Origin of the sequence: Haloarcula quadrata (genome assembly GCF_003634715.1) — an archaeon.
GTDB classification, from domain to species: Archaea; Halobacteriota; Halobacteria; order Halobacteriales; family Haloarculaceae; genus Haloarcula; species Haloarcula marismortui.
This window is the reverse complement of sequence record NZ_RBWW01000003.1, coordinates 221,982-243,214: the sequence shown is the minus strand read 5'-3', so window position 1 is coordinate 243,214 and position 21,233 is coordinate 221,982. Positions and strand designations below refer to the sequence as shown.

17 protein-coding genes and 4 pseudogenes are annotated in these 21,233 nt (G+C 54.3%); 16 read left to right on the top strand and 5 right to left on the bottom strand.

Annotated features, from left to right (window positions below; translation table 11 throughout):
- The first annotated feature begins 89 nt into the window (after positions 1–89).
- The gene (locus BDK61_RS21805) at positions 90–686 is read left to right on the top strand and encodes a site-specific integrase (RefSeq protein WP_121304706.1); all 597 of its coding nucleotides are present in this window, start codon (positions 90–92) and stop codon (positions 684–686) included.
- Between the two features lie 495 nt (positions 687–1,181).
- Here the strand turns inward: BDK61_RS21805 and BDK61_RS21800 are convergent, their stop codons facing one another.
- Positions 1,182–1,433: a hypothetical protein gene (locus tag BDK61_RS21800; protein ID WP_121304704.1), complete on the bottom strand. Its 252-nt coding sequence runs from the start codon at positions 1,431–1,433 to the stop codon at positions 1,182–1,184.
- Entirely contained in the window at positions 1,430–1,735 is a 306-nt protein-coding gene (locus BDK61_RS21795; protein ID WP_121304702.1) for a hypothetical protein, read from the bottom strand. The genes BDK61_RS21800 and BDK61_RS21795 overlap by 4 nt, the downstream gene beginning before the upstream one ends.
- Before the next feature lie 127 nt (positions 1,736–1,862).
- Between BDK61_RS21795 and BDK61_RS21790 the strand changes: the two genes are divergently transcribed.
- On the top strand, positions 1,863–2,117 hold the full coding sequence (locus BDK61_RS21790; protein WP_229380466.1) for a hypothetical protein: 255 nt from the start codon (positions 1,863–1,865) through the stop codon (positions 2,115–2,117).
- 900 nt (positions 2,118–3,017) lie between these two features.
- Here BDK61_RS21790 and BDK61_RS21785 read toward each other — a convergent pair.
- Complete coding sequence (locus BDK61_RS21785; protein ID WP_167467420.1) at positions 3,018–4,247, bottom strand: LolA family protein; 1,230 nt, start codon at positions 4,245–4,247, stop codon at positions 3,018–3,020.
- Between the two features lie 83 nt (positions 4,248–4,330).
- Between BDK61_RS21785 and BDK61_RS21780 the strand changes: the two are divergent.
- The 5 genes and pseudogenes from BDK61_RS21780 to BDK61_RS21755 all read left to right on the top strand — a co-directional run.
- Positions 4,331–5,284 (top strand): annotated as a pseudogene (locus BDK61_RS21780) (ISH3 family transposase); the annotation flags it as partial.
- 39 nt (positions 5,285–5,323) lie between these two features.
- Positions 5,324–6,322 (top strand): transposase, encoded by a 999-nt coding sequence (locus BDK61_RS21775; protein ID WP_121302241.1) that lies wholly within the window; start codon positions 5,324–5,326, stop codon positions 6,320–6,322.
- 28 nt (positions 6,323–6,350) lie between these two features.
- Positions 6,351–6,551: pseudogene (locus BDK61_RS21770) on the top strand (ISH3 family transposase); the annotation flags it as partial.
- 303 nt (positions 6,552–6,854) lie between these two features.
- The gene (locus BDK61_RS21760) at positions 6,855–8,357 is read left to right on the top strand and encodes a hybrid sensor histidine kinase/response regulator (protein ID WP_121304699.1); all 1,503 of its coding nucleotides are present in this window, start codon (positions 6,855–6,857) and stop codon (positions 8,355–8,357) included.
- 349 nt (positions 8,358–8,706) lie between these two features.
- Positions 8,707–8,961, top strand: a complete 255-nt coding sequence (locus BDK61_RS21755; protein ID WP_121304697.1) for a PRC-barrel domain-containing protein — start codon at positions 8,707–8,709, stop codon at positions 8,959–8,961.
- A 170-nt stretch (positions 8,962–9,131) separates the two neighbouring features.
- Here BDK61_RS21755 and BDK61_RS21750 read toward each other — a convergent pair whose 3' ends face one another.
- Positions 9,132–10,124 (bottom strand): hypothetical protein, encoded by a 993-nt coding sequence (locus tag BDK61_RS21750; RefSeq protein WP_121304695.1) that lies wholly within the window; start codon positions 10,122–10,124, stop codon positions 9,132–9,134.
- A 231-nt stretch (positions 10,125–10,355) separates the two neighbouring features.
- Between BDK61_RS21750 and BDK61_RS21745 the strand changes: the two genes are divergently transcribed.
- From BDK61_RS21745 to BDK61_RS21730, 4 genes are all read left to right on the top strand, one after another.
- The gene (locus BDK61_RS21745) at positions 10,356–10,622 is read left to right on the top strand and encodes a hypothetical protein (RefSeq protein WP_121304693.1); all 267 of its coding nucleotides are present in this window, start codon (positions 10,356–10,358) and stop codon (positions 10,620–10,622) included.
- On the top strand, positions 10,619–11,485 hold the full coding sequence (locus tag BDK61_RS21740) for a hypothetical protein (protein WP_121304691.1): 867 nt from the start codon (positions 10,619–10,621) through the stop codon (positions 11,483–11,485). Before BDK61_RS21745 ends, BDK61_RS21740 begins: the two co-directional genes overlap by 4 nt.
- A 582-nt stretch (positions 11,486–12,067) precedes the next feature.
- A complete protein-coding gene (locus tag BDK61_RS21735; RefSeq protein ID WP_148709172.1) occupies positions 12,068–13,855 on the top strand; it encodes a PD-(D/E)XK nuclease family protein in 1,788 nt (595 codons plus the stop codon).
- Complete coding sequence (locus BDK61_RS21730) at positions 13,852–17,325, top strand: UvrD-helicase domain-containing protein (RefSeq protein WP_121304687.1); 3,474 nt, start codon at positions 13,852–13,854, stop codon at positions 17,323–17,325. The genes BDK61_RS21735 and BDK61_RS21730 overlap by 4 nt, the downstream gene beginning before the upstream one ends.
- 47 nt (positions 17,326–17,372) lie before the next feature.
- On the opposite strand, the gene BDK61_RS21725 is transcribed toward BDK61_RS21730, so the two are convergent.
- The gene (locus BDK61_RS21725; protein WP_121304686.1) at positions 17,373–17,816 is read right to left on the bottom strand and encodes a DUF3592 domain-containing protein; all 444 of its coding nucleotides are present in this window, start codon (positions 17,814–17,816) and stop codon (positions 17,373–17,375) included.
- A 640-nt stretch (positions 17,817–18,456) separates the two neighbouring features.
- Here BDK61_RS21725 and BDK61_RS23690 point away from each other — a divergent pair.
- The 5 genes and pseudogenes from BDK61_RS23690 to BDK61_RS21700 form a co-directional block, all read left to right on the top strand.
- A complete protein-coding gene (locus BDK61_RS23690; protein WP_167467419.1) occupies positions 18,457–18,609 on the top strand; it encodes a DUF7837 family putative zinc-binding protein in 153 nt (50 codons plus the stop codon).
- A gap of 124 nt (positions 18,610–18,733) precedes the next feature.
- Positions 18,734–19,423 carry a hypothetical protein gene (locus tag BDK61_RS21715; RefSeq protein ID WP_121304682.1) on the top strand — a complete coding sequence of 230 codons (690 nt, stop codon included), beginning with the start codon at positions 18,734–18,736 and terminating at the stop codon, positions 19,421–19,423.
- Positions 19,424–19,552: 129 nt separating this feature from the next.
- A pseudogene (locus BDK61_RS21710) lies at positions 19,553–19,792 on the top strand (ISH3 family transposase); the annotation flags it as partial.
- Positions 19,793–19,844: 52 nt separating this feature from the next.
- On the top strand, positions 19,845–20,696 hold the full coding sequence (locus BDK61_RS21705) for an IS5-like element ISHma10 family transposase (protein WP_121301968.1): 852 nt from the start codon (positions 19,845–19,847) through the stop codon (positions 20,694–20,696).
- A 31-nt stretch (positions 20,697–20,727) separates the two neighbouring features.
- Positions 20,728–21,225 (top strand): annotated as a pseudogene (locus tag BDK61_RS21700) (ISH3 family transposase); the annotation flags it as partial.
- Positions 21,226–21,233 lie beyond the last annotated feature (8 nt).

Below are 21,233 nucleotides of genomic sequence, written 5' to 3'. Positions count from 1 at the left end.
TTCGGTGTTTGACAGCGGAAATCCGGTGTGTATACCCCTATTCCTACCAACCACTAGATACTTTACTAACGGAAATAAAAGTAATCGTAATGCGTATCGAATCGACTGCTGGAAACGAGCATAAGGTGTGGCTCACCGACGGTGAAATCGAGGGTCTGCGCCGAGCTACCAACAGCCAACGCGACGACATAATCATTCAACTCGGGGCATTTGTCGGCCTTCGGGCATTCGAGATTCCACAGGTATGTCCTGCCGACGTAAAAGAAGCTGAGAGCGGCCAGTACCGACTCAGAGTCACAGCGGGGAAAGACACCAGCGGTAACGGTGGAAAGCCTCGCGATGCCTACCTCCCCGACCGCGTTGAGCGCGATCTCAAACGGTATCAGAACGAACACAACATCGCTCCCAACGACCCATTCATCGATCTGACTCAACCCGGCGTTCGCGCGGTTGTCAGGCGTACCGCCAACCGTGCAGCACAAACGACCGGCGAGGACGATTTCGAGAAAGTGAGTACACATGACCTCCGGCGCCGGTATGCCCAGCGACTCCTCGTCGACGAGCAAATGAACCCCCGCGTGGTGATGGCTGTCGGTGGTTGGGACAGTTTCGCTGCTATTGAACCATATCTGAACGCACCGAGTGAGGAGGTTATCGACCAAGCCTTTGCAGAGGCCAAACTCTGACTGAGGGCAATAGCGAGTTCAAGCGCGCAATTCTGAGTGGTCGATGAGAACCCTGCTGCAAGCGGTATGCAGTGGTCAGTACAGGTAATATGAATACTATCCAAGAATACACATAGATGTGAATTGTCTATACGATAGATGGACAACAGAGCCCTCGGAATGCTTGCCTGTGGCAGTTTACTGATAGCGCTGAAACCGTCTGTTCCAGGGCCGATATCTACAGTACCCACCCAGTCGTTCGTACTGTTGCTCGGTGGTGTACTATCCGTAGTCGGCGGCTTCCTTCTACTTCGAGATGTACTTCAATCACAGAGGTCGACTAGTTGAACCCCTTTTGTGTGAATAGAGAGAATAGTTTCCTCTTCAGTACGCAGACTTACTGAGCGGGTATTTCTAGTGAGATCCTGAGAAACAAACGAGGGTCAGAAGCCAAACGGTTCTCGGCTAACCAACAGTCGAGGGCATCGGTCAGCTGTTGTTGGTTAGCGCTTTTCGCTACACCGTCGCCGCCACGTGCTGATACTCGGCTTGTGACGGCGTCGGCTGGAGCGTCAACTCGGCCAACGCTAACTCCCTGAGCACTTCTGGAGGCACACCCTCACAGTCCCGAAACACAGCATCAAGCGTCCATTCTCCGTACTGACTCGCACTCGGCGCAAGCACATCCACGGACTCAGTAGCTACCTCCTCCTGAATCGCCCGCGCTGCACGTCGGACCCGCTTGCGTTCTTCCACAGTGCAGCTCATGCCTCAACACCTCGCACGAGATCGCCGACCAGCGACCCGCCGACGTGCGGGCCGATATCCCAGCCACGCTCGCCACGCGTGTATTCGCACCACTCAGCAAGCGTCTCGAAGGGCGTCTCTGCAAGCACGACCTTCTCTGCCTCACCGTCAGCCTCGACAACAGCCACAGCGAACTCGTAGCTGTCCCAGTAATGCGCTGCACCCTCGCCGTCAACGCCCAAAAAGAGCGGTCGGCCTTGGGTGAGTAGTTCGCGTGCGGTACAATCAGTACAGGTCGCACACCTACCACGCCCGGCGAACACTCCTCAGAAGCCTACCGGAAACGCCGTGCAAGATATAGAGGGTGAGTTCAGCAAGACGAGGGTGACGAATAGCAGCCCAAGTTAGTGGGTCGTCATTTTATTATCGTCAGCTATGTTATGCGGCATTATGGAGCCCTCCGACAAACTCAATGAAGAGAACGTTCGTGCTATCGTACGTGACGAGCTTATTGGTACAAGTCGCACACTGATTGGAACGATATTCTGGACAATCCTCTCTGTATTTACTGTTCTCGTGGGTCTTCAGCTGTTCCAGCTTGCATTTTCTACCTCGTCAGTTCTCGGCTTAGTCGGACTCCTTCTCGCGGGAGTGGTCGTTCTTGGAGCAAGTCTCTACCTCCTCTATCTCCTTCACTGGAAGTAGCAAGAATTGTTTGAGCCGAGCCTTCCACTCTTCGAATCATGGTTGCCTCGAAGTGACCGACTCGCGCGTTCTATTCAGCACTTAGCGGTGTACCAGACTCAAAATGAGTCAACCAGATAGCTGCTGAATTTAGAGATTGCACGCAGTACGACGATGGTAGCCATGCTATTCCTAATCTGCTGAATTACCGGGGTATCTGGGGTGTAGGTTGGATATACAAAAACACATATTACGATTGGAAATCACAAAGGCTGTTGAAAGTGTTCCGAATATTGACAAAAATACACTATTACCGACTCCCAATTTTAGGTGTATGCGGGACAATAATGACCATTGTGCTCTCTAATCCAGACAATAGTCCGGCCACTGTTGGTCCACTCAGTGTAGATATGTTCTGGGTTTCTCTGGCTGTGAATGGGATACTGATACTGTCTGTACTCGTTCTCGGTGCGTATGATCCAGAAGAATATGGATTAGAACCTTAGAAACGCAAGAAGTAGCACTTCTGTACCACCGATTCGGATTCCCTTCAGTCCAGAGCGAGGTCATGTAAGACTCGCGCTTTCCATCTTGCACGGCTATCAGAACACCGCCCTGAGTTGGTAGAAACCTCGACGGTCAATTCGCACACTTACTGAGCGGGTATTTCTGGTGAGAAACAAACGCTGGTCAGAAATCAATCGGTTCTCGGCTAACCAACGGTATGGGTATTGGTCAGCTATTGTTGGTTAGCACTCCGCTGGTCTACACTGTCGCCCCGACGTGCTGATACTCTGCCTGCGACGGCGTCGGCTGCAAGGTCAGTAATTCCGATGGCCTGCCGCTCCGTTCGAGTGCCAGACCGTGTTTTGTGGATGGCCACTGGAATGGACATAATGACACAGCCGGTCAGATAGCAAATCACGTCGTGTCAGCAACTGAGCGTGCAATACGTAGTAACGTGCTGTCGTCGGCTGTGTCGGCAGGGAACCTGCTCAGGTAATAAGTGGTGCCATTCACCGACCAACTGATGCGTACCGTCCTATTTGTCTGCGTTCGTCTTGCTTCGTACTCACCCACTTGCACGGGCGTTCCTGTAGTTGTGTTCTGTGTCCCGTTGAGAATGCCGATTCTGTAGTGTGTATCATTGCTAGTGGACTCATACCTAAGCATCACTACCTCTGGATCAGTTGAGCGGTGCGACGCAACTGCTAACTCGAATCCCGCTGGGATGTCCGGGTTCGGCACTGGAAGTGAAGCAGCGTTGGCCAGCGCCGCTCGTGACTCGTACGTATTGAATTGAATCTGTTGTGCGCTGTCCGGAACCTCTTGCGATTCGAGTTGGAAAGTTCCGGGTTCGAACGTCGGATTGAACGTTATATTCTGATATGTAACTGTGTATTCGTAGGCATCGCCGTTAGCCACAAACTCTGTGTGTCGCTTGATCGGGAACAAATACTCACTATCTAGCCACAGCGTCTGTGACTGTAACGAGATGCGTTCGCTGACCGGAGCCAGTTCCAGCCGGTAGGTTTTCCGCCCGTCAACTGTCTCTGTGCCATTATATACGACTGTCACGTTCCCACCACGATACGCGGACGAACTGTTCTCTCCAGACTCGTCTTTTTGTGGCACTACTGGCAGGGATGAAATGCCTGGTGTCGGCGTCGGCTGCGAGACAGGGTGGTTATTTTTCGCAGCGGCGAGAAGTTCTGGATACGTCGTCTCTGTAGCGCTATCATTGGTCTGGAACGACATTCGGTGGAGTTCGTTCGACTCTGGATCATAGGACATAAGCGTTGATCCGTTTGCAATAATAAATCCGTCTTCACCAACCCGCGGTGGTCTTGTTTCCTCCGCTCTAGTAACCGATATCACTCGCTCAAAATACGCAAATGAGTGAACTCGTTCCCGCTTTTGAGTGACGATTGTTGTTGTTTTCTCGTTCCGGGTTCGGACTGTCGTTACCGTTGCGTTGACAGTATCTAGTGTCGCGTAGCGGTCAGCTGCTTCATCCTCCGACGGAAGCCCCTCATCCTCACTGGATGAAACCCCGATTGCGCTGCATCCGCTCACTGTAATTAGTGCCACTATCACAAGTATGTGCACAAGCCCTCGAACACTGAATGGGGTCCCCGCAGACCTATCCATATGTTAAAAAAGACATAGTAATTGAGTGGATATAAAATCAGTCGATCACATCGGGTTAGAGGAAGCGTCTACTTGGGAAGAGTGTGGAAGCCACCCAAGCAGACAGCGAGATAGAAGAAGAGCACCTGCTTAATTTTGTCGTCAATAGTCTTGACGAGGAACTTTCATTAGATCTCGGCGAGAATGTCAAGGTCACGGCAGAGACGCTCTATGAGGTCCTCGCCGGCGCCAGCGCCGGCGGGACCTCGATCAATCACGTCTGCGAAACGACTGACGACTCACCACACGCTAATACCGTCCGTGGACATCTCAGCGATCAGTTTGAACTGGATTCGGTTGAATCGGTTGGAGACACGCTGCTTCAACGAGATACGCTTGAGACACTTCCAGATCGACCGGTGGAGGTCTGCGCAGACCTCCACCTCGATCCCTACTACGGTGATGAGGACGAAACCGAGGCTCTGTACTCCTCACAGGCCAAGCGTGGAACAACGACGTTTCACGCCTATGCAACGCTCTACGTGCGCGTACGCAACAAGCGATACACGCTGGCGGTTCGCCAGCTCGTTGCTGGCGAAACCACCAGCGATGTCCTCGGTGAGTTTCTTGAACTCCTTGACGGCCTTGACCTCGGCGTCAAGGCCGTCTACCTTGATCGAGGTTTCTACAACAGCACCTGTCTCAAGCTGCTGTACGCGCACAATTACGCCTATGTGATGCCGATCGTCAAGTGGGGTGAGACGATTCAAAACAAACTCAGCAAAGGCTGGAGCCGCGAGATCGAACACGATCTCGCTGGCGAGGTGGAGTTCCCTGTGTTCATCGACTGCGTGTACCAGCAGGGACGGTACGACGAACACGGGGTGGCGCGTCACGGCTACGCCGCTGACGCGCCCTTTATCGACACGCCACGAGATGCACGAGATCACTACAGCAAGCGCTTCGGCATCGAATCAAGCTACCGATTAGCCAAGCAGAGCCTCGCTTTCACTAGTTCTCAGGATGCTGGACTACGGTTGGTAATGTTGAGCGTGTCATAGAAAGGGTCACATACGAAGCAGCAGGGTGCGGAAAGTGTGTCCAGCACAACCGCAACCCTGCAAGATTTGGATTCGGTAGACGCCTTCTTGAATGTCGCGGCTACCGAGACAGTACCGCTGTTTGAGCATCTTGAGTTCGAGTTTCTGCTAGAGTACGACGTGTTCGCCCCCGCTTCGAGGGGGCGAACACGGGTGCATCAGCCACCAGACCTCTTTCGCGGCTTTCTGCACTGCTACTACGAGGATGTCTACGGTACACGCCCGGTTGCACGAGAACTTCAGCACGGCCTCGTCTGGTACTATTGCGGGCTCGACAAACCGCCATCCAGAGACACAATCGACCGGTTTCTCACCGACCTAGAACACGTCATCGATGATGTTTTCCAGAGGCTCGTCGAGCAGGCCGCCGCCCGCGGCCTGCTCAACTCAACGTACTCTATCGATTCGACGCACGTTGAAGCGATCCAGTACAACGACGATGCGTCGTGGAACTACGATTCAACGGCCGAAGAGCACTACTACGGGTTCGGCTGTACGATCGTTTCGACCGGTTCAAAGATCCCGATTGCAGCAGAATTCACCCAACGCAAGCAGGCAGACGCTGAGACGGCGATGCGCGTCACAAAAGACGCGCTCGCCGTCGGGACACCGATCTGGATGCTTGGAGACAGTGCCTACGACATTCTTGAGTGGCACGACTTCCTGCTGGAAGTAGGGATTGTACCAGTCGCCCCGTACAACCCACGAAACACTGATGACCCGCTCGATATCGAATACAGGGTCGAAGACCGTATCAAGGAACACAGTGAGGAGGTTCAGCTCAAGCAATCAGTCTTGGATGAGACGTACAACCGCCGTACAGGAGTCGAACGCACCAACGATGCGGTGAAGGACTGCGGCCTCGGGCACGTTCGCGCCCGAGGCCGCGTCCACGCACGAACAGAGGTGTTCATTGCGCTGTGTCTCCGCATCGTTGTCGCAATCACAAATTTCGAGCGAGGAGACGACCCGGGTCGTGAGAAGCTCACACTATGAGGAGGATTCTATGACACGCTCAATGTTTGTAGTGAGCCTACTGCTTCAGAACAGCTGGCGATATCTCCACTGGAGGTACGTGGCGGCGCCCCGCCGTGGGGGGCGCCGCCTCTTGCAGTGGTCGTTCACGGAGTTTTGCGAAATGACGCTTCGCGCAGCTTGGACAGCACTTGGTGTCCGCAGGTCTGTTCCAGCGAATCAACCACTTGACGGCCGGTTCTTCCGGTAGCTGTCCATCGGGCCGGACGGCGGTCGTCAGTGGTGACACTGTCGCGTCGGCGGCAGTCCGCCGCCGACAGCGACGGTCCATCCCGAAAATCATGCTCACCAGCGGTTCGAAGATGCTCCACAGCTAGTTCGGTTTAGTTCACCGTAATCAAACGGGGTTACGCGGCTGTCGATGTGATCGACTGAACGTTGATCCGCCCGTCTTTCTCCCTGGGAAAATCGATCTATGCATATCATACAGAGTGAAACCCGACTGCCTTTATCAATCAAGATACTACGTAGATCAACGCAGCTGTTCCAGAGTATGACCTGTCCTGATGAGACGCCCAAATGGCGGATACTACACCTTGACGATGACGAACCGTTTCTTAGCCTTACTGAAGAGTTTCTCTCTCGAGGCCTATCAAAGACTGAAATACTGACCACAACATGTGTTGAACAGGCAAGGGCGTGGCTCAATGAATATCAAATTGATTGCGTCGTTAGCGACTACGAGATGCCAGAAGCTGATGGCCTCACATTTCTACAAACGGTCCGAGATCACGACACGGATTTGCCATTCATTCTTTACACAGGAAAAGGAAGTGAAGAAATTGCGAGTCGTGCGGTTAACGCAGGTGTGACCGGGTATCTTCAGAAAGGAGGCGCTGAACAACACCGGCGTCTTTCCAACCGCGTTGAACACGCAATCAATGAGTACAGGTCTCAAATCGAGTCAGAACGGTACTCTACTGTGCTTGACGCATTAGGATACCCAGTCTATGTAGTTGGCGCCGATGGCTGTTTTGAGTACATCAATCAGGAATTCGTTGAGTTAGTCGGGTACGACCGCGAGACGCTTATCGGCGCGGAGCCTGCAATTATTAAAAGCGACGACAGTGTCACCCGCATTGACGACGCACTTAGCCGAGTGGTGTCTTCGGATAGTCCGAATTCCGCACAGGTCGAAGTACGTATCCAACCACGCGAAGGGCGAGACATCCCCTGTCGGGACCACATCGCTGCACTTCCTTTCGAAACGGAGTACCGCGGTTGCGCAGGTATCCTTCGCAATATCTCCGAGCAGCGACGTGATAAACAAGAGTTAGTGAACCAGAATGAACGGCTCGAAGAACTGGTCTCAGTTATTTCTCATGACCTCAAGAAGCCGCTCACAACTGCAGACACCGCGCTCTCACTAGCTGAAGAGACCGGTGAACAGGAGTTCTTTGAGCGCGCCAACCGTGCCCATGAGCGCGCCGATGCGATCATTGAAGAGGTGCTGACGCTAACAAAAGAGGGTGAGCAACTAGTCACAACAGACGCAGTGGCAATCGAAACAGTCGCAGAAGAAGCATGGGAGACTTCATCGCGCGGCAACGCAAACCTGTGCATAACTACTAATAGTATCATCGAGGGCGATCCAAGCCGACTCCAACGTCTCTTTGAGAATCTCTTTGCGAACGCCATTGAGCACGGAACAACAACCACTCGCTCAGAGGAATCAAACGAAACAGAACGCGAGAATATAGACGTTAACATAACCGTTGGGAGCATCAACTCCAAGCATACCGGCTTCTACGTCGCTGACAATGGCCCTGGAATACCAACTGACGAGCGCGATCTCGTTTTTCAGCCAGGGTTTACCACAATTGGCGACGGGACTGGGTTCGGCCTCGCCATTGTCGACCGTATCGCCAACGCCCACGGATGGAAAGTTCAAGTCACGGAAAGCGAAACCGGAGGTGCGCGTTTCGAGTTCACCAGCGTAATCGTCATTGACTCTGAAAACTCAGAAGAGTCGTCGGTCAGTGATGAATCAGCTTGATACGTCTACTAATTGTGGAGGTATTTGCAATACCGATATAGACCTCGCCGTCAAAGTCATAAGCTATTTTCAAGCAGTCGCAAGAATCCTCTATTAGTTCCTCGTGACTGTTTAGGTGGTACCCCCGTTCAGGCGTAATAGCTACTCAAGTACCTCCGTGGGTCGTGTAGAAAGGGTGGGGTGGTGGGGGTGGAATACAGGCACCAAAGGTGGATTCAGGGTGGTGCCTGTAATAGAATTTTCGGCGCTGGTGATATCAGCCTTCTGAATAAGTGCAGAGACAGAGCTGCTGCCCGCTTAGGTAGTTAAGTACAATTATTTGTACATTGAACGTAACAAATTTGCACGTATGCAGACGGTCCTTGCAAGCACGCTCTCCAATATGCGAGTAATGAGTACCGACGGCCAAGAACTCGGAACCCTACATAACGTCACGTTCCACACAGCCGGTGGTAGTCTCAATCAACTCGTTATCGAAACCGACGTACAGAACCTCTTCGGAAAACAGCAAGACGGCGACGGCTATGTGCGACTTCCAGCGGAACTGATTGAATCACTGCGTGACCATCTAATCATCCGGCCGCCTGATGAGTCTCTTGAATAACACCAGTGCTACACAGCCAGAACCGGGTTCAGTCAATACAAGGACCAGTCACAATACCGTTGCCCAGTGAACTACTGAGAAGAGAGTGAAGACTCTATAGAAGTGGTGTATGAGTTGTTGAATACCCACTAAAGAGACGATTGAGATACCCGTTGTACGCGGTGGTTGCCCTACCCGCCGGCCGAAGATTCGTGGAATGACCGGCCGGATCGGAATTCGGTCAGTTCAGCGATCCGGTCTTCGAGCGCTTCGATTTCGTTACGGAGTTCGTCAGCTTCGTCGCCCTCGGTCGCCTCAAGTTGGTCTTTCAGTCCTTGCAGGCGCGTTTCTTTCTCTTGCTCGTCCACATCGGCCTTGCGAACGTACTCGCTCGGTTCGATATCGTAGACATCGGTCTCGGAAAGGTCGGTCACCGCAAGTGCGTCGTCGACTTTGCTGGAGTCGACCGTCGTCAACCGCTCGCGTTCGATGCCGGCGGCCTCGAACGCGTTCAACACCAGCTCGTCGTCTTTGAGCGACCGGTTCCGACGCGTAGTCCGCTGGACGGAGCCAAACTGTCCAGAAACCGGCTGGTCGTGATGTAGTCGGTCAAGCAAGACGCTCCGAACATCTGTCCGGAGGTCGTTTGCATTGCGCTGGACGTCCGATAGCAGGGTGTAAATGTTCACGAGTGCAGGCGTGTCGACAGCTTCGAGCGTCGTCAGGTCGTGACGTTCGAGGGCGTCAATCAGCAGTAATGCGTCTGCATACACGTCCAGATCCGGCTCTTCGCGCTCGGTCTCATCGAGTTCCTCACTCCCACTTTGGGCTTCTACTAGCGGCGACCCCGTTGACTGATCGCTTTCAGTCAATGTCCCAGCCCGGTCGTCAACCTCGAAGCGTGGATGGAGAGACAAGACAGTCGCGTACGGTTCCGCGTCTGGCGGCAGGCGGTCAACATCGAATTCGCCACGAGCATCACTCACGCGCTCGTAGAGCGTCTCAAATTGGTCTTTCTGGAGTGGAATTGTCTCGTCGTCGTCCCGATACTGAATCAGGACGCGATGTTCCTGTACATCCTCGATGCTGAAGGCTTTGCGTGACAGCGGGGTAACGAGGATTGCATCAGACTGCAATGCATCAACATTGTCACGGAGATTGTTCCACGTTGGTCCGAAAGTCATGTCCAAAGGTAGGTGGTGACCGGAGAAAACGATAGGGAACGTGACTGACCCAGATACCGTCCGTTTGGCTGCAGCGAATGGACAAATTCTAGCCGGCTAAAGGCTCTCTGTGTTGGGTTGCGTCGAATTGTATTCGTGCATCCGAGCAAGACCGAGGAGAGTCAGCAGTGAGCACGCCGGCGTCGGTCCCGAGTACAATGCTTGCTGGTGCCAGCTCTTCTCACACACAGTATGACACGAACTAAATCACCACCAGTAGATCGCCCCGAACAGAACCTAAACACCGTTCTGGTCCTCTCGTTTGAGCAGGACGCCAACGACCAGCCGCGGCGTATTCGATATCTCGCTTGTCGTGGGAAGGAGACAATGTGGCGGGTCGAAGAGCGTCGCTGCGGCGTTGGCTGGCAGACCATCGACACTGAGCCTATCGAGAATCTGCAACTGAGCCAGCCAGATCAGACACCGAAGACAGAGCGACAGACGGACGTAGGCGTATGACCCAGACCGCATCGACAACTGATCTGGACGACCTCGTCGACGGGACGACCCTTACGCGTTCGACTGAGCAACCGTATGGCGACCGTGCCCAGGTGTTGTCTCAAGCCGACAAGCAGTCCCCGCTGTTGGATGTTCCCGTCGCAATCTGTTGTCCGAATTGTAGTGAGGCGGTCACACTGTATGAACGAGGCCTCTCAGGTGTCGTCCCGTACTTCGATACTGCATGCACACAGTGTGACATCGACTTACGGACGTGGTGTGCTGTTGGCGTTGACGCAGCCTATCTCCAGATTGTCGAACCCGCGACCCTCACGACGATGATTCAGCACTTCTGGGACGACTGGCTCTGGAGCGGGATCACCAACAGCAAGGGCGAACCACGCACCGACGAGTATACCGAACGGTTCGCGACGAAAACTGCAGCCATCGGGTGGGACTGGGAGGTTACCTGTCCGCTGTGTCGACGTACGCGGACTAATCTTGAACGCGACTCAGCACTCGTCGGCGGGAATTTAGACTACCACCACTGGTCACATGACCCTGATCAGGGGGTCTGTCTCTGTCGGGAGTGTCACAATATCATCGGCTTCGACACCTACGATACCGAACTCGAAGAGCGAGCGGCAGCGTGGGGCTTTGACTCTCGCCACGACCTGCAGGTCATTCGCCTTGGGCTTCGTGATGCTGCAGTCACTGGTCGGTCAGTTATACCCCGATTTGCAACTGCCCTCGTCGATCGGTATAACCTCCTGCACTCTCCCGAGCGCGTTCAGCAACTTCTCGAAAGCATCAGTGAGAATGAATCGCTTCGAGAGCGGTTCCTCGATGAGCGGCTAGTGGCTGGCATTGAAGCGAACTGCTGACGAATATCAGAGAATAGTAAATCAATCAGGGTCGCAACCTCTGAAAGTGTCGTAAACAAGCGTTTGAGATTGCAATTGTACTAGTGGCTCTGCGTAGCGAGGTGGCTACTAGGTGAGTAAGCGTGCGTCCCAAAAGAGATGGCGTGGAGCGCCAGTGTTGTGTGCACACAATAGTAGCCGGCTTGCTCATAAATAGGTATGCACTCACACCAGTTTCTATACCATGCGCGCTTGTACTGAGTTACGTTCACAAAACTAGAGAGTATGAGTAGCCACCTCCATTCAAAGTCGCCCGTTGACGTAGAAAATATCCATATTTGTGGAGGAGAGGAGTTGATAAACCGCGCTCGCCGTGCCCAGCAGCCGACAGATATTGTTCTTGCCCCTGAACAGTTTCATCGGCGAAACCTGAAACGAGTGATTGCCGATAGAAATCAGCCGCGAAGTTCACTTGCATTGCTCACGCCAGCAGCCGTGGCGACCGAGCTTCTTTCATCACCGGAGGAATCAGATCCGGCGGTTCTTGATCGAATGGATCGCCTTCGGGTGCTCAAAGATCTGTTGGAGTCTCCGTCTGGAGATGTGTCTCGGTTATCTCGTGTCCTTGGAACGTCACTTACAACCCAGTTGGATCGGATCGAAGCAGCGCGAGAAGAGCTGTCGCTACTCACAGGCCATCATTCAACACGCCGTTCCGCACTTGAGACGGTCTGTGCTGAGCTTGACGGCGTTGCTCGTCTGGATGCACTTGACCTTCTGACGGGCATCAGCAGTCTCGAGGAGCAACTTCGCGACCGCGTCGAGGAATACATCTCCACAGAGGCGGTGCTAGAGGCAGGCACTGAAGTCGTAACAAACACAGGAGGGGATGCTTGGCAGAAAGAGTACGCTGGGATTGAGCGGGTCAACGTCGTCGGAATTAGTACGTTGGGGACGCCGCTGCTCGCGTTTCTGACAGCGATCGGTCGCGAGACGTCGAGTACCGTCCATCTCTATCTCCGTGCACGCACTGGCCCGCGGATTGCCAGCCGAGTTCAGTCGCGATTGGACGGTAGTAGTACTCCGAGTTCGTCAGGTTCGATTGAGCGCTTGCAGATCGATGAGTTCCGGACTACGCCAGCAACGGAGATCGTGGCCGCAACACGGGCTGAGGAGGCGAGGGCTGCACTCGCGGTTTGTGAGGGACTGCTCCGAGAGGGCGTCTCCGTGAGTGATATCGCGATCGTTGCTCGTGATATCGACAAGTACGAACGTGACTTGACCCGTGCGTCGAACACATACGGACGTCATCTCTCGTTTTGGACGCAGCTAGAGCTGAAGCGATCGCTCCCGTATCGAGTCGTGGCTGAGACCTGTTCAGTGCTTGCCGCTGCGTCTGCCGGCACTATCGATGCCGAGACCATGTTCCGGCCACTGGAATGTCAGTGGCTCGTCACGGAGGATAACGCGGAGGGAGATGAGAGCGTCACACCGTTTACACCTGCTGAGCTTAGTGAAATCCGGCAGGGCGTCGGCACGGACTATTCCGGAACGCTGGATCAGTGGCGTGACACTATTGCCATGACGACGTCGATTAGTCAAAAGGTCCAGCGTCGCTTCGAGAGCTATCTTGATTGGTGCCAGCGCCATCGATCTGCGCCGGAACCAGATGATATTCTCGCTACGCTTGGCCCAGTTCTGGATGGGTTTGAGACTGTTGTTCTTCCACACATCGAGGAAAACGATACAGTAGCATATACTGAGACATCACGTGCTGCCCGGGCCATACAGCGCGTCGCCGGGGATACTGATTCTGATCACTTGCTACGCGAGGCTCGTGCAAAATACGCCGACTGGCGTGACCGACACCAGATCGAGTCGTCATGGTCGTCAGTTCTGGAGGTGATCGAGACGATCGCAACAGCTCGCCCAGGCCGCCGGGAACACGAAAACGCTGAGCGACTCGATGTACTCGATGCGACTGACACATGGTTACGGTCGTATCCATTCGTCATCGCGCTCGGGTTCGTCGACGGTGAATGGCCGCAGCAACCTCACGGCGAATTCCCGGTGGAAGTCCAGACGGCCGTCACAGACGGCGAGTCACCCGAGGCACGGACCCTTGGCGTCAGAGGTGCGTGGACTGAAGAACGCGAGTACGACCACGCAGTCGACGCAGTTCGGACGGCGACGAATCACATGATCGTGACTCGGTTTACCGAAGATGTGAAAGGGGTCAGCTATCAGCGGTCACCACTGCTGGAGAACCTCTCGACAACGACACTCAGTGAAGACGCGTATCGCGAGCTGTTGGGGCAAGATGTCATCTTACCTGACCGGATTCGGAAGTCGATTCCAGAGAACGTCAGCACAGACGGGGGAAATGAATGAGTAAGACTGTTCCCCCGATGAAGGGGAAACAGGCTGCTGTCCGTGAGGACTATTTTCAGCACGACGCTGGCTTCTTCGCTCTGGATTGCAATCCAGGATTTGGGAAATCCACGACGCTCAACCAGATCGCCGCAGAGGCCCTTGTTAGGGCTGATGCTGCCGGCGACCGGTGTCCCGAACAACAACTCTGTGTGATCTCGTTTTCACGTGAGGATGCAGCGAGCATCGAACCAGGCATCAGAGACGCGCTTGATGCGTTTGCTGAGGATACGGATGGAGCGTATCCTGTCCAGATATCGCCCGAGACGGCAGACCGGCTCAAACGCCGCCTTCAGATGACAGACCACATCGGGACGATAGACAGCGTACTCCGTGGGATATTCGAGGATATTGCGTCTGAACTTGGTTTTGATGGCATGCCGAGCGTCGGGAACGCGTCGCAGCTCTCGCTCCTTCGACAGAACTGCATAGCGTCGGTCCGCCAAGATGATGCCTATTCTGACCAGTGTACACGGCTCGATACTGCGTATCCGACTGCTGCCGATTCGGACGACGAGTCGGACGACCGCCTTCATACCCTTCTCGAGGACGCGAGAGCGAAAAAGCGCGATCGGCGGCTCTCGATCGACGACTTCGAAGCCCGGCTTCGAGACACCGTCACCGATGTGTATCCAAGTGGGCCACCAGAGACGCTTGCAGATCTCCTTGGAGATATACGCACATTCTACGACGACGACGTCGCCACCGACTTTGCAGCCCAACAACCGCCTGAAACAGATGGGGAAGCGAACGAGGCTGTCAAGGACGACCAAGAGTGCTATGAAGAGTGGCTCACCTGTATCGAAGAGTTTTGTACTGTTCTCGGAGGGTACGAACGTGCGTACGATGCTGCGTGTCGTGAGCAGGGTGTTGTTTCGCACGCTGACATCGCTTACTGGATCGCTGAATACTTCGACAACCCGCTGGAGGACATAGCCGGCGCCGACGAGAGTGCGTCGGAAGAATACCGAGCCCGCGTAAAAGCGCGATATACTGCCAAGTTCCAATCGCTGCTCATCGACGAAGCGCAAGATATCTCGATTGCACAGCACGATGCGCTAGCGCCGTTTGTTACCGACGAGACACGGGTGCTGATGGCTGGCGATGTCGATCAGTGCATCTACGTCTGGCGGAATGCACGGCCAGAGCAGTTTGTGACGGGCTTCAAGCGTGGTGAATACTTCGAGACGGAATGGACAGAGCATCGGTCCTACTCTGGGTCTCGCACCTACCGGATGCGCCCGGACATCGCAGCAGCTGTGGATACGATCTTCGGAGACGTGTTCACAGACCCAGCCCGTGGAGGCGGTGTCGACGCTGTCTCGGCGAACACCGACTATTCCTCGCTCGAGCCGACGCGAAGTGGGACAGCAGACCCTGCAGTCCATATTTCGGGATACACACAGCCAGAAGGGGCGCCTGGGACTCCAGACTGGTTCAAGACAGAAAAGACGCCAGTGGCGAATTATCTCGCTGGCGGACTTACAGATGGTACATTCGGACATGACACCGTGACAGTCCTGTTTGTCACTCGCTCGAATATGGATGAGCTGGCGGAGCAGCTGACAAGTCAGGGGTTCTCTGTCGTCAATGCGAGTACTCACCTCTTCGAGAACCCGCTGATCAAACTCATCTGTCGAGTCGTCTGGTGGCTGGTTGAGCCATATGACCCCGAACGCACCCGTCGCCTCGTTGAGTCCGAGTGTCTCCCGCTTTCGTCCGAGAGCACTGCGTTATTCGAGGATGCCGGGTATCAAATCGATGCCGTGGCAGAACGTGGTGATTCTGATCGACAAGCAGCCACTGAAGACGGATTCCTAGCCGGGCTCGTGGCTCTTGCGCGGCGGCGTGCTCGGCACACGAGTGATCCAGGGTCGCTCGTTGTCGAAGAGATCATCGAGATGCTTGGCTTGCGTGCAGACCCATTTGGTCAAGTACCAGATCCTGAACGACGTCTGGCAGCCTGCGATGCACTTCTCTACTCGATCGAAGACTGGGAAGGCGATGAGAGATATTCACTCAGTGAACTCGCTCAGATCCTGAACAGCTATGTTGCGGAGCCAAAAGACGGCCTCGTCCACCCCGTGCCAAATCAAGACGAGTACGATATCGTGTTTCGGACGATCCACAATATGAAAGGCGACGAAGACAGCGTTGTCTGTCTCGCAGATGCGAGCGGCTCCGTGAATTTTCGGGGCCCGCATACTGACACGTTTCTTGCACTCGGCGATACACTGGCGCTTGCGCCGCCAGAGACAGTCTCTCGAACACCGCTCACACAGTCAGATGACCAAGGGCCTGCGACGACGGACTATGGGTCACTTCGGTGGGCGAGTGACTACTGGAGTGACGGTCGCATTGCTGGCCCTCCATCGCTCAGTAGGATCAGTCAGCGATACTGTGCAGAACAGTGGCGAGTCCTGTACGTTGCTCTCACGAGAGCACGCGATCATCTCGTCCTCTCACTACCCTATGAACGCCGAGATAACGGTGTTGAAACGTCGTGGATAGCAACGCTGGCTGACGCACTCTCGTTTGAAGAGAACTCATCAGCAGGTATATACGAGGCCCCAGTGTCCAACGCTGAGAAAGAAGCGGCACTCACTGTCGGTGTGAACGACGTCGCGTTGCCAGAGCGAAAATCGAGCGAGGGCCAACAGCCAACGCCCCGGAGTGCTCACGTCCCAGCTAAAACCAAGACCGGATGGACAAGCCGATATGTGAACGGAACATCAGTGTACCAACTCACCGCCAATGCGATTGGTTCAAAGGCGCAATATATCTTAGATGAGAGAGGAGAGAGCGTCTCTACTCGAAGTGAGTCAATAGACGCAGACCTTCCGGATGGGATCGAGCGAGAACAACTTGGAGAAATCACACATCAGGTACTCACACGTGCTGTCTCGCAGAACGTGTCTACCGCGAGCCTCCGGTCGTTTGATCGACCGCTCCCAGAGATTCTAGCTCAGAGCGTTACGGCCTCGGATTCTCGGATTACGCCTGCAATGCGAACTTCGATTCAGACCTATCTCAGTGATCGTATTTGTCCACAGTTTGCTACCAGCGATACGTGGAAGGAGATCCAGCAAGCCCAGACCCAGTACGTCGAGGAACCGATTCATACCGTGCTTGAGATAGATGGCATCGAGATAGAAACCCAAAATCGAGCAGACATCGTCTCTGTTCAGTCCGATGGACAGTGGGTTGTTGACGAGCTAAAACTCACACACAGTTCAATTGAGCAGGAAACTAGGAAACAGCATCGGCTGCAGGTAGCGTTCTATGCGTGGCTGCTTAACCAGCAACTCCCAACAGAGAGTTCAGTGACTGCACGACTCACATATCTGGGCGAGTCGGCTGAATCAGCAGTTGTGTCGTCTCCCATTGTCCCAGTTCCTGAGTGGCTTGCAGGTCTCGTCGGTTCTGAGTGATTCAGCAACCAAGCGGAAGGACATCACCCTGACGGAGCGGTTCAAAATTAAGAAGCGACAGATTTGTAGACTGGTCTTCCGATCAGGAGTAGGCCTAAGATACCGAATATAAATGGTAGAGGGCTACTCTTTTTCTTAAGATACGATTTTGAGGGCGAGCCTTGCACGACATAGGCCGTGGTTGTCTCTCCGACATTGTACTGGTCAATTCTGTCTTCCGCGGCAGCCCTTGTGTCGGACGCTTTTGTTCCTATTCCCGGTCTGATGTTGTCGGAAGTGTATTGGGTTCCGTTGTACGTGTAGCTATAAGTGACGTGGGGGGTGTACTTGTCCCCGCTCTTTGAGGAATCCATGGTGACTTCTTTGCTCTCTACCGTGACTTCAATCTGCACCCCGGACGAGAGGCTTTGTTGCTGAGAGTATGCCATGTATCCAGCAACTCCGAGCAGCACAATCCCCAGTATTATACTTATCAGAGACAGCTTCGACATATTGGCGATTGTTCAGACTACTGAATATTAATTTCGACGTATTTCTCACTGCGCAACATATGCAGTCGTACTGAGTAGACGGTTCTTCCACAACTGTTCTAGAATAAACCACCCTATGTGTGGTTTCAGCACACAATCAGTCCGTATTCTGCTTCGGTTGGATCGGGTAGATACGTCGCCCACAAGATCTTGTCACACTCGATTTTGTGTCACTGTTCATTGGTCGTCGGCAGTGTCGTTCCCTTCACTGCAACTGTTCGCGGTGTTGGACAGTCACACTCTGTTCTGATGAGTGCTCTGTGCCCAGGGTCGGTCTGTAAGAGTGCTTCCAGGTCATCCGTATACACGCCCCGCTCGGTATCGACGGCCAACACAACTTGTTCACCACACCGCCGACATACGCGTCCAAGAGGGATCGCTTCTCCCATATCGTTTCTTTTGCCCAGCGGAACCTAGAATGTATCGCCACCGGAGTGAAACTGAAACAGACGGACTCCCACCGGCCACTGACTGGAGTCCCGGCAGTCATACCGGCTACCATCGGGCAAGCTGGACTTGCGTTTTCGACGACGCAAACGGTTATGTCCAAAGCGGTGTGATTTTTTACATACTATCGCTGTGAGTTCCCTGGTATACGATTATGCCTGACAACACAGAGACCATTGGTCAGTGCCCGAACTGTGGTGACCCTCTCACAGCCGCATGGACGCTGGTCGAATACGAGAAGGCCGACGGGACAGCAGGCGTCTGGGCGGAGTGTCCAGCATGTGGGGATGTCGTCGCACCGGAGTAGGAGGCCACCACAGTACCGCAGCACTGCCGCTGATGGAAGCCAGACAATTCAAGACCCGGTGTGGTGAAGTTTTTTTATCGAACTTTATGACCGCTCGCAGTCTCGGTCGTGATCAAAAACTACCATGACGCCAACACAAGACGACCCAGATACCGACCGCACAGAATACACACAAGAGGATTTTGCGATTGGCGATACCGTCATCGACCGCGAGCAAGACGACTCTGAACACGTCGCCGTCGTGGTGAACCGCCCGCCAATGGCTGCCAAGGACTGGGAAGCATATCGAGTCGACGGTGAGGCTGTGACCGTGGCTGATGATAATCCCGACTACGACCCGACGGCAAACGTTGTGGTTGTGATCTACCCCGAGGACTTGGAAGAGTGGGGCATTGAATGGGATGGCGACGATCCCATTGTACTGGCCGATGCGCCAACTGGAATCGCATACGCGTTCCCGCCTAGCCGTCTTGAGCCCGTTGGAACGTATTCACCCGATGAGGAGAGCGATACTCCCGATGATCCATCACAAGCGACCGACACAGGCGACGGCTCGACTGGTGACGACGCCACAACTGAACCGGCATCCGATGCTGCTGATGATGAGTCTCGCTCACAGGAACGGCTTGAGAGCATCGCTGCTGTCGTTGAAGAGTTGAATGTCGACGACGTTACTGTTGACTCCTTGAGAGAGGTTGTTATCGTTGAGAAACTGGGCGAACCATACGACATCGATATCGACGGTTCTGTCGACGCTGATGACTTGCTTGCCCAGCGGCTTGAAGACGCTGTTGCTGAACAGTTAGGCAGTTGAATCCTCCAGAGCTATACAATCGCTAGTTGTCCACTCTGGCTCAAGAGACCAGTTGCTGACACGTAGTGATCAGAATGACGCGACTGAATCAGTCACCTGATTCAGCCGCTGTCCGGATTCCTGTGTGTGATGGAGTTCCCAAGACTCAAACGCACCCTCACAGATCCGGACGAGTACATTTCGAACAACCAGTTGAAGTCTCTTAGCATGGAGTTGCTTGAGCTGATACCGATGGAAGGAATCGAGGGCTCCGGCCTCGATTCCGAGGAGATTATGGAAGTCGTCTTACGAGCTGCTGTTGACACAACTTCAGTCAACGGCGTCACGACGAACACTGAGGACACGCCAAACCGCGAGCCAGTGATGGACGGCTCAATTGAATCCACAGACGGCGCCGGGATAGGTCGTTAGAATCACGGGTATGAAGCGGGAGAGTAATGTTATGCACAACACCCTCTTCCGCTTCGTGAAGCAAGTGGCTTCGCTCGCTCAAAAGCTTACTGACGCTGCGCTGATGGAACTGAGTGATCCAGCCGGCAACGGGTTTGCCGGCTGGAAGCACGCAGTCTTGCTCTATCTGCGCGAACACATGAGCGCGGAGTACGAGGAAATCATCGACTGGGCCGAAGAGATGGAACGTGTTCGAGCGGTATTGAATCTTCAACGCGGGGAGTTTCCCGCGCCTTCGACGCTGTGTAAGGCGTTCAAACGGGCATCGATGACTGTCTGGCGACAGCTGCTCCGCCGGTCGGCGGAGCTGCTGGACCAGAATGGTCACGCCGCAATTGATGCCACCTACTTCGACCGTCAGCAAGCATCGTCTCACTACTTGCGACGGATTGATCGTTCCGTCAAAACGATCCAGACGACGTTTCTCGTAGATACAGCTGAGGGAGCAATTCTTGACTTACACTGCAGCACGAAGTGGCCTGACGAAACCAAGATCGGCCCGAAGGTCGCCCTGCGGAACGCGGGCGACCTTCGAAGCTTGGCCGCTGACAAAGGCTATGATGACATGAGCTTCCGTGAGGAGCTTCGAAACGCCGGGATTCGTCCGCTGATAAAGCACCGTGTTTTCGCTCCTTACGATCACGCACACAACGCCCGAATAGACGACGAGCTCTATGGTCAGCGATCACAGACCGAGTCCGTCAACTCCTCAATCAAGCGCTCGCACGGCTCCGCCGTCCGAGCGCGTGACTGGTTCCGCCAGTTCCGGGAGATAACGCTCATAGCCGGCGTTTACAACGTGGAGCAGGCAATTGAACGCTGAAACGCCGAAATTCGCCGGATTCAATTGAGCCGTGATGGACTGGTTGCACACCCTAGAGAAAGGGCCGATGCTTGATGCTGTCAACGATATCCTTGCAATGATGGCAATGACGGTTCTCGACCGCGGCAGGTCGAGAACCATCTGTCTGGACTTCATGGACAATCCGTTCCACGGTCATTCAGACGACGAGGACGAGTTCAGGAGAATGGAAGCACGGGACGGGACCACGAAGTGTCACCGGTACTGTACTGCGTTCGTCATCGCGCAAGGAAAGCCACTAACACTGGCAGTTGAACCAGTTGACGGCGAGGACAGCAAGGCCGACGCGGTCGAGCGCGTGCTCGCCCGCGTCGAGACATACCCATTCGACACCGACCAGATCCTCATGGATAGGGACGCCTTTGTCGGGGAGTTAATCGGTATTCTTCGGGAGACAGCATCGCCAGTCTTTCCGGTCATAGCCCGGAAAGACTCGCTCCGGGAGAAACTCTCCAAGACCGCGTCACACATGACCGAGGAGACGATTTGCCATTCGTC